The 13,912-nt window shown below is 70.3% G+C and carries 14 protein-coding genes; 2 read left to right on the top strand and 12 right to left on the bottom strand.

What is annotated here, in order from left to right:
• Nucleotides 1-31: 31 nt before the first annotated feature.
• The 11 genes from era to lepA form a co-directional block, all read right to left on the bottom strand.
• Complete coding sequence (gene era, locus BJP65_RS00835; protein ID WP_055837036.1) at nt 32-925, bottom strand: GTPase Era; 894 nt, start codon at nt 923-925, stop codon at nt 32-34.
• Nucleotides 922-2,232 carry a hemolysin family protein gene (locus BJP65_RS00830; protein ID WP_070407932.1) on the bottom strand — a complete coding sequence of 437 codons (1,311 nt, stop codon included), beginning with the start codon at nt 2,230-2,232 and terminating at the stop codon, nt 922-924. The genes era and BJP65_RS00830 overlap by 4 nt, the downstream gene beginning before the upstream one ends.
• Complete coding sequence (ybeY, locus tag BJP65_RS00825; protein ID WP_055939972.1) at nt 2,229-2,696, bottom strand: rRNA maturation RNase YbeY; 468 nt, start codon at nt 2,694-2,696, stop codon at nt 2,229-2,231. Before ybeY ends, BJP65_RS00830 begins: the two co-directional genes overlap by 4 nt.
• A complete protein-coding gene (locus tag BJP65_RS00820; protein WP_199858648.1) occupies nt 2,693-3,715 on the bottom strand; it encodes a PhoH family protein in 1,023 nt (340 codons plus the stop codon). The genes ybeY and BJP65_RS00820 overlap by 4 nt, the downstream gene beginning before the upstream one ends.
• Before the next feature lie 49 nt (nt 3,716-3,764).
• Entirely contained in the window at nt 3,765-4,112 is a 348-nt protein-coding gene (locus tag BJP65_RS00815) for an HIT domain-containing protein (RefSeq protein WP_070407930.1), read from the bottom strand.
• Nucleotides 4,113-4,322: 210 nt separating this feature from the next.
• Nucleotides 4,323-5,057 carry a 16S rRNA (uracil(1498)-N(3))-methyltransferase gene (locus tag BJP65_RS00810; protein WP_070407929.1) on the bottom strand — a complete coding sequence of 245 codons (735 nt, stop codon included), beginning with the start codon at nt 5,055-5,057 and terminating at the stop codon, nt 4,323-4,325.
• Nucleotides 5,058-5,059: 2 nt separating this feature from the next.
• Nucleotides 5,060-6,187, bottom strand: coding sequence for a molecular chaperone DnaJ (gene dnaJ / locus BJP65_RS00805; protein ID WP_055939967.1), 1,128 nt, complete (start codon nt 6,185-6,187; stop codon nt 5,060-5,062).
• A gap of 49 nt (nt 6,188-6,236) precedes the next feature.
• The gene (gene hrcA / locus BJP65_RS00800; protein WP_070407928.1) at nt 6,237-7,277 is read right to left on the bottom strand and encodes a heat-inducible transcriptional repressor HrcA; all 1,041 of its coding nucleotides are present in this window, start codon (nt 7,275-7,277) and stop codon (nt 6,237-6,239) included.
• Between the two features lie 140 nt (nt 7,278-7,417).
• On the bottom strand, nt 7,418-8,635 hold the full coding sequence (hemW, locus tag BJP65_RS00795) for a radical SAM family heme chaperone HemW (protein ID WP_070407927.1): 1,218 nt from the start codon (nt 8,633-8,635) through the stop codon (nt 7,418-7,420).
• On the bottom strand, nt 8,635-9,279 hold the full coding sequence (locus BJP65_RS00790) for a DUF1990 family protein (RefSeq protein WP_055939964.1): 645 nt from the start codon (nt 9,277-9,279) through the stop codon (nt 8,635-8,637). The genes hemW and BJP65_RS00790 overlap by 1 nt, the downstream gene beginning before the upstream one ends.
• A gap of 22 nt (nt 9,280-9,301) precedes the next feature.
• A complete protein-coding gene (gene lepA, locus BJP65_RS00785) occupies nt 9,302-11,146 on the bottom strand; it encodes a translation elongation factor 4 (protein ID WP_070407926.1) in 1,845 nt (614 codons plus the stop codon).
• 179 nt (nt 11,147-11,325) lie between these two features.
• On the opposite strand from lepA, the gene BJP65_RS00780 reads away from it, so the two are divergent.
• On the top strand, nt 11,326-12,048 hold the full coding sequence (locus BJP65_RS00780) for an alpha/beta fold hydrolase (RefSeq protein ID WP_070407925.1): 723 nt from the start codon (nt 11,326-11,328) through the stop codon (nt 12,046-12,048).
• Between the two features lie 117 nt (nt 12,049-12,165).
• Nucleotides 12,166-12,426 (top strand): 30S ribosomal protein S20, encoded by a 261-nt coding sequence (rpsT, locus tag BJP65_RS00775; protein WP_055836993.1) that lies wholly within the window; start codon nt 12,166-12,168, stop codon nt 12,424-12,426.
• A 391-nt stretch (nt 12,427-12,817) separates the two neighbouring features.
• Here the strand turns inward: rpsT and holA are convergent, their stop codons facing one another.
• Nucleotides 12,818-13,855 carry a DNA polymerase III subunit delta gene (holA, locus tag BJP65_RS00770; protein ID WP_055836989.1) on the bottom strand — a complete coding sequence of 346 codons (1,038 nt, stop codon included), beginning with the start codon at nt 13,853-13,855 and terminating at the stop codon, nt 12,818-12,820.
• Between the last annotated feature and the right edge of the window lie 57 nt (nt 13,856-13,912).

The raw sequence follows: 13,912 nt of genomic DNA, 5'->3' as shown, positions 1-13,912 counted from the left end.
GCGGCGCGGGTGCGGCGCGGCCGGGTGGGGGTCAGAAGCCGAGGCGTCCGAGCTGCTTGGGGTCGCGCTGCCATTCCTTGGCCACGCGGACGTGCAGCGAGAGATACACCCGGCTGCCCACGAGGGGCTCGATGCCCGCGCGCGCGCGCGCACCGACGTCGGCCAGGCGAGAGCCCTTGTGGCCGATGATGATCGCCTTCTGGCTGTCGCGTTCGACGACGATGTTGGCCCACACGTCGGTGAGGTCGCTGTTCTCGCGCGCGGCGACGTCATCGACCGTGACCGCGATGGAGTGCGGGAGCTCGTCGCGCACGCCGTGCAGCGCCGCTTCGCGGATGATCTCGGCGATGCGATCTTCGAGCGTCTCGTCGGTGACGATGTCGGCGTCGTACAGCGCGGGCCCCTGGGGCATGAGCGCGAGGAGCTCGTCGCTGAGCACGTCGAGCTGGTCGTGGGTGATGGCCGAGAGCGGGATGACCGCGGCCCAGTCCTCGCGCAGCGCGTCGACCTCGACGAGACGCTGCGTGATCTGATCGCGCGAGGCGGCGTCGGTCTTGGTGACCAGCGCGACCTTCTTGGCGCGGGGGTACCCCGACAGCGACTCGGCGATACGACGGTCGCCCGGGCCGACCTTCTCGGTCGCCGGAACGCAGAAGGCGATGACGTCGACGTCGCCCAGCACCTGTTCGACCAGGTCGTTCAGACGTTGTCCGAGCAGGGTGCGCGGGCGGTGGATGCCGGGGGTGTCGACGAGCACGAGCTGACCGCCGGGGCGGTTCACGATGCCGCGGATGGCGCGACGCGTGGTCTGCGGCTTCTCGCTGGTGATCGCGACCTTCTCGCCCACGAGGGCGTTGGTCAGGGTGGACTTGCCGACGTTCGGCCTGCCCACGAAGGTCACGAAACCGGATCGGGTGTCGGTCATCTGTCGTTCCTCTCACGCGCGGGGCCATCGGCCTCGGCGTTGTCGTCGTTCGGAGTCTCGGCGCGCTCCACGATCACCGTGGCGATGCCGCGGTTACGGCCGCGCGATGCCCCGCCGGTCATGACGAGACCGGAGTGTTCCGCCGTGGCCCCCGGTTGGGGGATGCGGCCGAGGGCCTTGCCCAGCAGTCCGCCGATCGAGTCCACGTCTTCGTCGTCGAGCTCGAGACCGAAGAGGTCGCCGACCTCGTCGAGGCCCAAGCGCGCGTTCACGCGGTACCGGTTGTCGTCGAGCTCGACGATCTCGCTGGTGGGCGCGTCGTACTCGTCGGCGATCTCGCCCACGAGCTCCTCGATCAGGTCTTCGAGGGTCACGAGGCCGGCGACGCCGCCGTACTCGTCGACGACCAGGCACACGTGCACGGCGTCTTTCTTCATCTGCTGCAGCAGGGTCTCGGCCTTCATCGACTCGGGCACGAACACCGCCGGACGGGCGATGCGGCGGATCGGCGCGTCGCGCCACCCCGCCTCGTCGCGGAAGCCGAACTGCACGAGGTCTTTGAGGTACAGCATCCCCACGACGTCGTCGGCCTCGTCGTCGGCGAGGGGAACGCGCGAGACGCCCTTCTCGAGGAAGAGAGCGAGGGCCTCACGCGAGGTGGCGCCGGCCCCGACGGTCACCATGTCGGTGCGCGGGACCATGACCTCGCGGACGTAGCGGTCGGTGAAGTCGAACACCGAGTGGATGAGCTCGCGGTCGTCCTGCTCGATGAGCTCGTTCTCGGCGGCCTCGTCGATGATGCTGAGCAGCTGTTCCTCTGACGCGAACGACGTCGAGTGCGGTACTCCGGGGGTCACGCGGTTTCCGACGGCGACGAGGCCGTGCGCGAGAGGCCCGAGCAGAATGCGCATGCCCCGGATGACGGGTGCCCCGCCGCGCAGCAGACCGCGGGCGTGCTGGCGACCGACCGAGCGGGGGCTCGCCCCGACGGCGACGAACGAGATGCCCGTCATGAGCACGGCGGCGGCCGCGACGGCCAACCAGATGTCGTCGAAGAGCAGCATGAACGCCGCGGTCACGAGCACCGCGGCGGTGGTCTCGGCGAGTACGCGGATGAACACGACCGCGGTCACGTGCGCACTGGTGTCGTCGGCGATGCGACGCAGCGACGTGGCGTTGCGCCCCGAGGCGCCCAGCTCGAGCAGGTCGGTGCGCGAGGTGACCCCGAGCGCGGCCTCGGACGCCGCCATCAGCCCGCCGAAGGCGACGAGCAGCACGGCGGCGACGAGCAGGAGCGCTTCGGTCATGCGCGGCGCTGGCGCTCGACGGCCTGGAAGCCGGCGATGAGCTCGCGCTGAAGACCGAACATCTCGCGCTCCTCATCGGGCTCGGCGTGATCGAAGCCGAGGAGGTGCAGCAGTCCGTGGGTGGTGAGCAGGATCAGTTCGTCTTGCGTGGAGTGCTTCGCCGCGACCGCCTGGGTCTCGGCGACGGCAGGACACAGCACGATGTCGCCGAGCAGACCCGCCGGGGTGGGCGCGTCTTCCGAGCCGGGGCGCAGCTCGTCCATCGGGAAGCTGAGCACGTCGGTCGGGCCGGGTTCGTCCATCCACTGCACGTGCAAGGACTCCATGGCGCCCTCGTCGACGAGCACGATGGCCACGTCGGCGTCGCCGCTGACGTGCAGCTCGGCGAGGTTGTACTCCATCAGGCGCAGCAGCACCTGCTCGTCGATCTGGTGGTCGGATTCGTTGTTGATCTCGATCGTCATGAGCGGTTTCGTCTCGGGAGGTGATCGCGGGGACCGGCGGCACTCGAGCCGCGTCGCTCCGCACGGGTGGCGAACTCGGAGGCCTCGTCACGCTCGCGGCGGGCGACGAGACGCTTCTCGTCGTACTCGCTGTACGCGTCGACGATGCGACCGACGAGGTTGTGACGCACCACGTCTTCGCTGGTGAGGCGCGAGAAGTGGATGTCGTCGATGTCGTCGAGCACGCGGGTGACCAGACGCAGACCCGACGCGCCCTGGGGCAGATCGACCTGGGTGATGTCGCCGGTGACGACCATGCGCGTGCCGAAGCCGAGGCGCGTGAGGAACATCTTCATCTGCTCGGGCGTGGTGTTCTGCGCCTCGTCGAGCACGACGAACGAGTCGTTCAGCGTACGTCCGCGCATGTACGCGAGAGGAGCGACCTCGATCGTGCCCGTCGCCATGAGCTTCGGCACGATGTCGGGGTCCATCATCTCGTTGAGCGCGTCGTACAGCGGCCGCAGGTACGGATCGATCTTGTCGGTGAGCGTGCCGGGCAGGAAGCCCAGACGCTCGCCGGCTTCGACGGCGGGCCGGGTGAGGATGATGCGGGCGACCTCTTTGCGCTGCAGCGCCTGCACGGCCTTGGCCATGGCGAGGTAGGTCTTGCCGGTACCGGCGGGGCCGATGCCGAACACGATGGTGTTCTCGTCGATCGCGTCGACGTAGGCCTTCTGCCCGGCGGTCTTGGGGCGGATGACCTTGCCGCGCGATGACAGGATCGCTTCGCCCATGACCTCGGACGGACGGGGACCGCCGTCGGAGAGCATGCGGTTCGAGCTCTTCACGTCGGAGGGGTCGAGGCCGTGGCCCGAGCGGGTCATCGCGAGCAGCTCGTCGACGAGGCCCCGCGCCGCGGCGACGGCGGAAGCGGTGCCCGACAGCGTGATCTCGTTGCCGCGGACGTGCACGTCGACCTCGGGGTGCTCTTTCTCGACCACGCGCAGCAGGCGATCCTGCGGTCCGAGGAGCTGCACCATGGCCACGCCGTCGACCTCGATGCGGTCGACGACGGATTCTTCGGCGGAGTCAGACACCCACGCTCTTTTCGTTCAGGCCACCCGCGAGGACGTGGGCGTGCACATGGAAGACGGTTTGGCCGGCGCCCTCGCCGGTGTTGAAGATCAGCCGGAAGTCGCCGTCGGCATGCTCGGCGGCGACGCTGTTCGCGAGCCCCACGACCTCGGTGAGCAGGTCGGGGTCGCCCGCCGCCAGCTCGACGACGTTGCGGTACTGCTGCGTCTTGGGGATGACGAGCAGGTGCACCGGCGCTTGCGGGGCGATGTCGCGGATCGCGAAGGCGTTCTCGGTCTCGGCGACGATCTCGGCGGGGATCTCGCCCTGCAGGATGCGCGTGAAGATCGACGGTTCGCTCATGGCATCCAGTCTAGTGAGGGGCTCCGACACGCAGGTCGGGAGGTGCGGGCTCGACGGGCGAGATGGCGCGTCGAGCCGTACGACTCGTGGCCGGGGCGTGAACCGTGCATCGGGGCGGTTGTTGTGCGCCCCGATACACATTCCGCGCCCCGGACGGGCGGATCGGGACGTTTCTCGCCCCGGACGGGCGGATCGGAACGCGGCGGGGGCTCACCAGCGCCCGTGCGCCGCCGACAGCACCGAGATCGCCGCGGCCCCCGCGGTCGAGGTGCGCAGCACCGTGTCGCCGAGGCGCACGAGTCGAGCGCCGCCCGCCACCAGTGCGTCGAGCTCGTCGGAGGCGATCCCGCCCTCGGGCCCGACCACGAGCACCACGTCGCGACCGTCTGAGGCTTCGACGGCGACCGCGGTGAGGCGATCGGATGCCGACGGCTCGAGCACCAGCACCAGGTCGGTGCCGGCGCGGCGCACGAGGTCGGCCGTGCGGGCGACGCCCTCGACGTCGGGGATCCACGCGCGGTGCGCCTGCTTCGCCGCCTCGCGCACGATGGTGCGCCAGCGGGCCAGACCCTTGTCGGCCTTGGCATCCCAGCGCGAGACGCTCCGCGCCGCCTGCCACGGAACGATCGCGTCGACGCCGAGTTCGGTCGCCGCCTGCACCGCGAGTTCGTCACGGTCGCCCTTCGCGAGCGCCTGCACGAGCACGAAGCGCGGCGACGGGGCCGGATGCTCCTCGCGGCCCGTCACCCGCACGTCGACCTGCTTGGGCGTCGCGGCCGTGACGAGGCCCGACAGCCACGCCCCATGACCGTCGCCGAGGGTGACCGCCTCGTCGACCCGCACCCGGCGGACCGCTGCGGCGTGGTGCGCCTCTGCTCCGGTGAGCGTGACGGTGTCCCCCGGCTGAGCGGATGCCGCCTCGTCGGTGACGAAGTGCAGCGCCACGGTCAGTGCCGGAAGCGGTCGCGGAACTTCGAGAACATGCCCTGCTGGTGCTCGGCCAGGCGCGGCTGGGGGGCCTTCGTGCGCTTGGCGAACTCCTCGATGAGGGCGCGTTCCTTGTGGTCGAGGCGCGTGGGCGTCACGACGTGCACGCCGACCTTCAGGTCCCCGCGCTGGCTTCCGCGCAGCGGCGTGATGCCGCGGCCCTTGATGGTGAGCACGTCGCCCGACTGCACGCCCGGGCGCACCTCGAGCTCGACGGCACCATCGAGGGCGTCGATCGTCGTGGTGGTGCCGAGGATGGCATCCGGCATCGACACCTCGAGGGTGGCGAGCAGGTCGTCGCCCTCGCGGCTGAAAGCCTCGTGCGCGTCGACGGTGATCTCGAGGTACAGGTCGCCGTTGGGGCCGCCGGCGGGGCCGACCTCACCCGAACCGGGAAGCTGCAGGCGCAGGCCCGACTCGACGCCGGCGGGGATGTCGACCGACACGGTACGACGGGCGCGCACGCGTCCCTGTCCCTGGCAGGTGCCGCAGGGGTAGGGGATGGTCGTGCCGTGTCCGTGGCACACGTTGCAGGGCTGGCTGGTGACGACGTTGCCGAGCAGGCTGCGCACCGTGCGCTGCACGTGACCCGAGCCGTGGCAGATGTCGCAGGTGACTTCGCTCGTGCCGGGCTGCGTGCACGCTCCCTGGCAGGTCTCGCAGAGCACGGCGGTGTCGACGTCGAGGTCGCGGTGGGTACCGAAGACGACGTCGCCGAGATCGAGCGTGACGCGCACGAGGGCGTCCTGCCCGCGCTCGCGACGCGAACGCGGACGCGGTCCCCGCCCGCCTCCGCCGCCCTGGGCCCCACCGAAGAACGTCTCGAAGATGTCGCTGAACCCGCCGAAGCCGGCCGCTCCCCCGCCCCCGCCGAAGGGGTTCTGGTCGCCGCCCATGTCGTAGCGCCGACGCTGCTCGGGGTCGCTGAGCACGTCGTACGCGTGCGTGACCAGCTTGAAGCGTTCGGACGCGTCGTCACCGGGGTTCACGTCGGGGTGCAACTGACGAGCGAGACGGCGGTACGCCTTCTTGATCTCGTCGGCGCTGGCGTCTCGTTCGACGCCGAGGACCTCGTAGTGGTCAGCCACAATCGCCTTCCTGCCCGCGGGTGCGGGGTCGTTCTCGGTGGGGTGCTCGTCAGCGCGCGCTGTCGTCGTCTTCGAGCATCCGGGTCAGATAGTGCGCGACGGCGCGAACCGCCGCGAGGTTGGAGGAGTAGTCCATGCGGGTGGGGCCGAGCAGGCCCACGCGGGCACCGCCCGTCGAGCCGTCGTACCGGCTCGCGAGCACCGAGGCCTCGATGAGCCCGAAGGGTTCGTTCTCGCGGCCGATGCTGGCCGACAAGCCCTTCTCGTCGGCGACCATCTCGGTCATGAGCCGCAGCAGGGTCACCTGCTCCTCGATGGCTTCGAGGAGCGGGTAGATGCTGCCGCGGAAGTCGGATTCGCGCTTGGCGAGGGTCGCCGCCCCAGCCATGACGAGGCGATCCTGACGGAACTCCTCGAGCTCCTCGCCGACGACGCGGAACACGGCGTCGGCGACGGCGTCGAGGGCGATGCCGGGGCGGGGGCCGTCGGCGACGACCGCGGCGACCTGCTGCGCGCAGTCGGCGACGGAGCGCCCGACCAGCACCGCGCCCACACGCGCGCGCAGCTGCACGATGTCGGCCTCGGCCGGCTCGGCCGGGACGAGCGCGATCCGCTGCGAGACGCGGCCGGTGTCGGTGACGAGGATGACGAGCACGCGGGGACCGCCGAGAGCCACGAGCTCCACGTGCGAGAGGTTGGCGCGCGCGAACGACGGGTACTGCACGATCGCGACCTGGCCGGTCAGCTGCGTCAGGGCACGCACCGTGCGGGCGAGCAGGTCGTCGAGATCGCCCGCCTCGTCGAGGAACGAGGTGATCGCGCTGCGCTGCGCTCCCGAGAGCGGGCGCAGTTCGGCGAGGTGATCGACGAACACGCGGTAGCCCTTGTCGGTGGGCACGCGGCCCGACGAGGTGTGGGGTGCGACGATGAGGTCTTCGTCTTCGAGCAGCGCCATGTCGTTGCGGATGGTCGCCGCCGACACACCGAATGCGTGCCGGTCGACGATCGCTTTGCTGCCGACGGGTTCACGCGTGTCGACGTAGTCCTGCACGATCGCGCGGAGCACTTGGAGGCCGCGTTCCGACACCATGCGCTGCTCCTCCCCGTCTGGCACTCGACTTGACTGAGTGCCAATTCTACGCCGATCGACGACCTGCCCCGTCGGGGGCTCGCGGATGCCGGATCCTCCGCGCCTGCGTGCGGTCCCGCCGCGGGATGCGACGGCGCGGATCAGACCGTGAGGGCTCGCACCACGGCATCCGCCAGCAGGCGTCCGCGGCGGGTCAGCACGATGCGGCCCCGGATGGCATCCGCCCCCTCGATGAGCCCGTCGGCGATGAGCGACGCCACGGCCTTGCGGCCCTCGCCGTGCAGCTCGCCGACGGCGAGACCCTCGCGAATGCGGCTGCGCAGCAGCACCGACTCGAGTCGTCGGGCCGTCTCGTCGGGGCGCTCGCGCGCGGCGGCCGGTGACTCGTTCGCCGCGAGGCGCTGGGCATAGGCGGCCGGGTGTTTGACGTTCCACCAGCGCAGCCCCGCGACGTGGCTGTGGGCGCCCGGTCCGAACCCCCACCAGTCCGTGCCGCGCCAATAGGCGAGGTTGTGCCGCGAACGGTGGGCGACGCCGCGCGACCAGTTCGACACCTCGTACCAGTCGTACCCGGCATCGGCGAGCAGCTCGTCGGCCAGTTCGTACATGTCGGCCTGCAGGTCGTCGGAGGGCTCCGCGACCGCGCCCGAGCGGATCTGGCGGGCGAGCTTCGTGCCGTCTTCGACGATGAGCGCGTAGGCCGAGATGTGATCGGGAGCGAGGGAGACGGCGGTCTCGAGAGACGACCGCCAGTCGTCGAGCGACTCCCCCGGTGCGCCGTAGATGAGGTCGAGCGATACGTCGAGCCCGGCGCGGCGGGCCGCGGCGACGGCGGTCGCGACGTTCGCGGGGTCGTGGGTGCGGTCGAGGGCGGCGAGCACGTGCGGGCGGGCCGACTGCATGCCGATCGACACGCGCGTGACGCCCGCGGCGGCCAGCGTCTCGACTACGGCGTCGTCGACCGTGTCGGGGTTGGCTTCGACGGTGACCTCGGCCCCCTCGGCGATGCCGAACTCCGCGCGCACCGCGTCGAGCATGCGCGCCAGATCGCCGGGAGGCAGGAGTGTCGGCGTACCCCCGCCGAAGAACACCGTGGATGCCGTGCGGCGGCCGCCCGTGGCATCCATCACCCCGCCCGCCAGGCGCACCTCGGCGGCGAGCGTGTCGGCGAAGTCGTCTTGCCGGGCGCCGCGCAGCTCGCTGGCGGTGTAGGTGTTGAAGTCGCAGTAGCCGCAGCGCACACGGCAGAACGGCACGTGCAGGTAGACACCGAAGTCGACCGACGGGTCGATGGTCAGGTCGTCGGGCAGACGACCGTCGGTGGGCGCGGGGTCTCCGAGGGGAAGCGGTCCGCCCATCAGGACGTGTACAGCGGCGAGATCGCGCGCAGGTACCGCGTGAACAGCGCCTTGCGGCGACGGCGCACGCGGCTCGTGAGGAGCTTGTAGGACGGCGCGGTGGGGCGGTCGAACGCGCGCACGACGAACCAGACCTCGTCGTTGTCGCGCCACTCGAGCGAGAACAGCTCTTCGCCGCTCACGATGGAGTGTCCGACCGTCCCGAGGATGAATCCGACGCGGCGCGGCTCCTCGAACACCGAGATGACCCGCAGCTCGGCATCGGCGCGGTGTCCGTCGACCTTGCCGTGCAGGCGCACGCCCGTTCCGGGGCTGACGAACGGGGTGCCGTCGGCGGCGAAGCGCTGCTCGGCCTCGAGGCGGCTGGGGGCGACGGGAGCGCCCTCGGCGTCGAAGCCGACGCCCGCGTAGCCGGCGCCCGACGCGGGACGCACGTCGGTGATGCTCAGCTCTTCGCTGCGCAGCGGCGCCCACGCGAGCAGCAACTCGCCCGCGGCGACGAAGCGCTCTTCGCCGCTGCCGATACGCCACGCATCTTCGGCGGGGACGGAACGCTCGGGCGGATACTGCATGAGGTCGGGGGCCTGGGTGGCGCCCACCGCCGCGTAATCGACCGTGTCGTCGGTGAAGTTCTGCCGGCGCATGATCTTCCTCTCGAATCGGTCGTTACTTCTTGGCCTCGACGTCGCCCGAGAGGGCGGCGATGAAGGCTTCCTGCGGCACCTCGACGCGGCCCACCATCTTCATGCGCTTCTTGCCCTCTTTCTGCTTCTCGAGCAGCTTGCGCTTTCGGGTGATGTCACCGCCGTAGCACTTCGCGAGGACGTCCTTGCGGATGGCGCGGATCGTCTCGCGCGCGATGATGCGGGCACCGATCGCGGCCTGGATGGGCACCTCGAACTGCTGGCGCGGAATGAGTTTGCGCAGGCGCTCGGCCATGAGCGTGCCGTAGGCGTATGCCTTCTCGCGGTGCACGATCGAGCTGAACGCGTCGACCTTGTCGCCCTGCAGCAGGATGTCGACCTTCACGAGGTCGGCGCTCTGCTGACCGGCGGGTTCGTAGTCGAGGCTCGCGTAGCCCTGCGTGCGCGACTTGAGGTGGTCGAAGAAGTCGAACACGATCTCGCCGAGGGGCATGTGGTACCGCAGCTCGACGCGGTCCTCGCTGAGGTAGTCCATGCCCAGGAGCGTTCCGCGGCGCGACTGGCAGAGTTCCATCACGGTGCCGACGTAGTCCTTGGGCAGCAGGATGCCGACCTTGACGATCGGCTCCGAGACCGAGGCGACGCGACCGTCGGGGTACTCGCTGGGGTTGGTGACCGAGACGGTGTCGCCCGTGTCGGTGGTGACCTCGTAGGTCACCGACGGGGCGGTGGTGATGAGGTCGAGACCGAACTCCCGCGAGAGGCGCTCGGTGATGATCTCGAGGTGCAGCAGGCCGAGGAACCCGGCGCGGAAGCCGAAGCCCAGCGCGACCGAGGTCTCGGGCTCGTACTGCAGCGACGCATCGGACAGCTTGAGTTTGTCGAGGGCTTCGCGCAGCTCGGCGTAGTCGCTGCCGTCGATGGGGTAGATACCCGAGAAGACCATGGGCTTCGGATCGGTGTACCCGGGCAGCGCCTGGGTGGCGGGCTTGCGGTGCGTCGTGATCGTGTCGCCGACCTTCGACTGGCGCACGTCTTTCACACCGGTGATGAGGTAGCCGACCTCGCCGACGCCGAGACCGCGCGTGGGCACGGGCTCGGGGCTCGACACACCGATCTCGAGCAGCTCGTGCGTCGCGGTGGTCGACATCATCTGGATGCGCTCGCGCGGCTGCAGCGAGCCGTCGATCATGCGCACGTACGTGACCACGCCGCGGTAGGCGTCGTAGACCGAGTCGAAGATCATGGCGCGTGCCGGGGCGTCGGGCTTGCCGACCGGGGCGGGGATCTGGTCGACGATGAGGTCGAGCAGCTCTTCGACGCCCATGCCGGTCTTGCCGCTCACGCGCAGCACGTCTTCGGGCTTGCCGCCGATGAGGCCGGCGAGCTCGGCCGCGTACTTCTCGGGGTCGGCGGCCGGCAGGTCGATCTTGTTCAGCACGGGGATGATCGTCAGATCGTTCTCGAGTGCGAGATAGAGGTTCGCCAGCGTCTGCGCCTCGATGCCCTGCGCCGCATCCACGAGCAGGATCGCTCCCTCGCACGCGGCGAGCGAGCGGCTGACCTCGTACGTGAAGTCGACGTGGCCGGGCGTGTCGATCATGTTGAGGGCGAACGTGCCGTCGGCGGTGGCCCACGGCATCCGCACCGCCTGCGACTTGATCGTGATGCCGCGCTCACGCTCGATGTCCATGCGGTCGAGGTACTGCGCCCGCATATCGCGGTCGCTGACGACGCCGGTGATCTGCAGCATGCGGTCGGCCAACGTCGACTTGCCGTGGTCGATGTGAGCGATGATGCAGAAGTTGCGGATCTGCTCCGGCGGAGTGGCAGACGGCTCGAGGGGCTTCAGGGCGCGCGGTGACATGTTCCGTCGATTCTACGGTGGCGCGCCGACATCGCCGTCCGCGGATGCCCGGGGTACGGCATCCGGATGTCCCCCGCGGGTCGTGAACACCCGTTCCATGCGCGGGAGCGTGCCGCGCGGCGCCTGGGGGACGCGGACGCACAGCCGGTCGGTAGCGAACGGCTTCTACCCTGGATGCCATGACGGTCCAGGTCGTGTTCGTGCACGGTATCCGCACCTCGGCGACGATGTGGCGCGCGCAGCTCGCCCACCTCGAGGAGCGCGGCAACCCGGCCGTCGCCGTCGACCTGCCCGGACACGGCACCCGCCGCGGCGAGGAGTTCACTCTCGACGAGGCGTTCGCCACCATCGACCGGGCGGTGCAGGATGCCGCGACCCGCGGCCCCGTGCTGCTCGTGGGCCATTCGATGGGCGGGTTGCTGTGCATCGAGTACGTCGGGCGCGAAGACCCGCCGCCGGTTGCGGCGTTCATCGCCGCATCGTGCACCTCGATCCCGCGGGGTGTGGGCCTCGCGGCCTACCGCTTCCTCGCGCGGCGGTTCGACAGCCTGCCCGACCGCGGCCTGGGGCTCACCAACCGCGTGCTCGACCGCACACTCCCACCCGAGACGCGGCCCGACTTCGGCGCGGGCGGATACGCCTTCGAGGCGCAGGACACCGCCCTGGCGAGCCTGTCGGTGCTCGACCTTCTGGCGTCGCTGCGCCGCATCGAGGTTCCGCTGTGGTTCATCAACGGGCAGTGGGATCAACTGCGCGCCAACGAGAAGCTGTTCGTGTCGGTGGCGCGCGAGGCCGAGTTGATCGTCGTCCCCCGCACCACGCACCTGGTGACGGCGATGCGGCCCCGCGTGTTCAACGCGCTGGTCGACGTGGCGCTCACCACCGTCGAGGCGGCGACCTGATACAGTTGGTCCTTGGCTTGCGTGTGGGGTTTTTCCCGACCTCCACGATGCCGGTGCAGCGTCCCTCTACCGCTCGCCCGGCTCTTCCATATTCACTTCAAACGAAAGACCGTCGACGTGGCGAATATCAAGTCGCAGATCAAGCGCAACAAGACCAACGACAAGGCGCACGAGCGCAACAAGGCCGTCAAGAGCGAGCTGAAGACGCACGTGCGTCGCACCAAGCAGGCTGTGCTGGCCGGTGACAAGGAAGGCGCTCTCAAGGCGCTCGCCACCGCGACCAAGAAGCTCGACAAGGCCGTGAGCAAGGGTGTCATCCACCAGAACCAGGCCGCGAACCGCAAGTCGGCCATCGCGAAGTCGGTCGCCGCTCTCTGAGTCGCACCTTTTCGACAGCCCGTCCCGCATCACGCGGGGCGGGCTTCGTCGTTTTCGGGGTGGGGGCGCGAGAGCGTAGGGGGCGTCGGGGGTGCGTGCTGCAGATTGCGCGGGGGGCGATGAGGCGTGGCGAGCGGAGGGATGGGGGCGAGCGGAGGACGCGCGGCCTCGATCCGGTCCTCCGTTGAGCCCGGGCCCTCCCCTGGTCACAGACCTGCACCGCGAACCTGCGCATGGCGCCGCGCTCGCGGGGCCGACGAACGTGGCGAGCGGAGGTGCAGGGACGAGCGGAGGACACGCGGCCTCGATCCGGTCCTCCGCTCAGCCCACGCCCTCCCCTGCTCACGGAGCTGCCCCGCGAGCCCATAGCCCGCGAGCCGACCGTGCGCGGTCAGCCGCCGTACGGCGCGCGGGTGGCGATGATCGTGATCATTCGCTCGAGCGCGAAGACCGCGTCGCGCGACGCGCCCTTCACCTCGGCGTCGGCGCGGGCCGTGGCGTGGATGGCCATGCCGAGGGTGTTGCCGGTCCACCCGACCAGGTCGCGCCGCGCACGGTCGACCTGCCAATCCTTCATGCCGAGGCGTTGGGCGGCCGCCGACGAGGATTCGCGGGTTCCGGCGACCCGGGCCATGGTGCGGAGCTTCATCGCGACCGCGGCCACGAGGGGTACGGGGTCGGCTCCGGATGCCAGCGCGTGCCGCAGCGCCAACATGGCGGGGCCGTAGTGCCCGGCGATGGCGGTGTCGGCGACCGTGAAGGCCGAGGTCTCGACCCGCCCGCCGTAGTACCGCTCGACGATGCGCTCGTCGATGTCGCCGGGGACGTCGGCGATGAGCTGCTGGCACGCGGCGGCGAGCTCGGTGAGGTCGTCGGCGAACGCCGAGACCAGGGAGCGGAGGGCGACGGGGGCGATGCGCTTGTGCGCGGCCTTGAACTCGCCCACGGCGAAGTCGAAGCGGTCGGAGTCGCGCTTCACCGCCGCACACGGGATCTCGATGCCGGCGCCCTGCCCGGCACGGATGGCGTCGAGGAGCTTCTTACCGCGCACGCTCGCCCCGGTGTGGCGCAGGATGACGGTGGCGCCCTCTTGCGTCTGCGAGAGGTACGACACGGCTTCACTGAGGAAGGTGTCGCTGCACTTCTCGACGCCGCTCACGCGGACCAGGCGGGGCTCGCCGAACAGCGAGGGCGAGGTGACGCCGAGCAAGGTGCCGGCGGCGTAATCGTCGGCGCGGATGTCGGTGACCTCGAGGCTCGGGTCTTCGCTCTTGAGAAGCGCGCGGATGCCGGCGGTCGCGCGCTCCGCGCACACTTCTTCGGGACCGGAGATCAGCACGACGGGCGCGGGCTGAGGAGTGCGCCAGGACACCTGGGGAATCGCCGACTTGGTCTTCGCGGGGGCGGAGCGTCGGGGTGCCGGGGTCACTCCCCCAGCCTACCGACCGGGTCCGACATCAGAGCCGCGGCACGGAGGCGCGGAAGC

Origin of the sequence: Microbacterium sp. BH-3-3-3, from assembly GCF_001792815.1 — a bacterium.
Lineage (GTDB): Bacteria > Actinomycetota > Actinomycetes > Actinomycetales > Microbacteriaceae > Microbacterium.
Note: the sequence above shows the minus strand (reverse complement) of the source record. Positions and strands in the feature narration are given on the sequence as shown.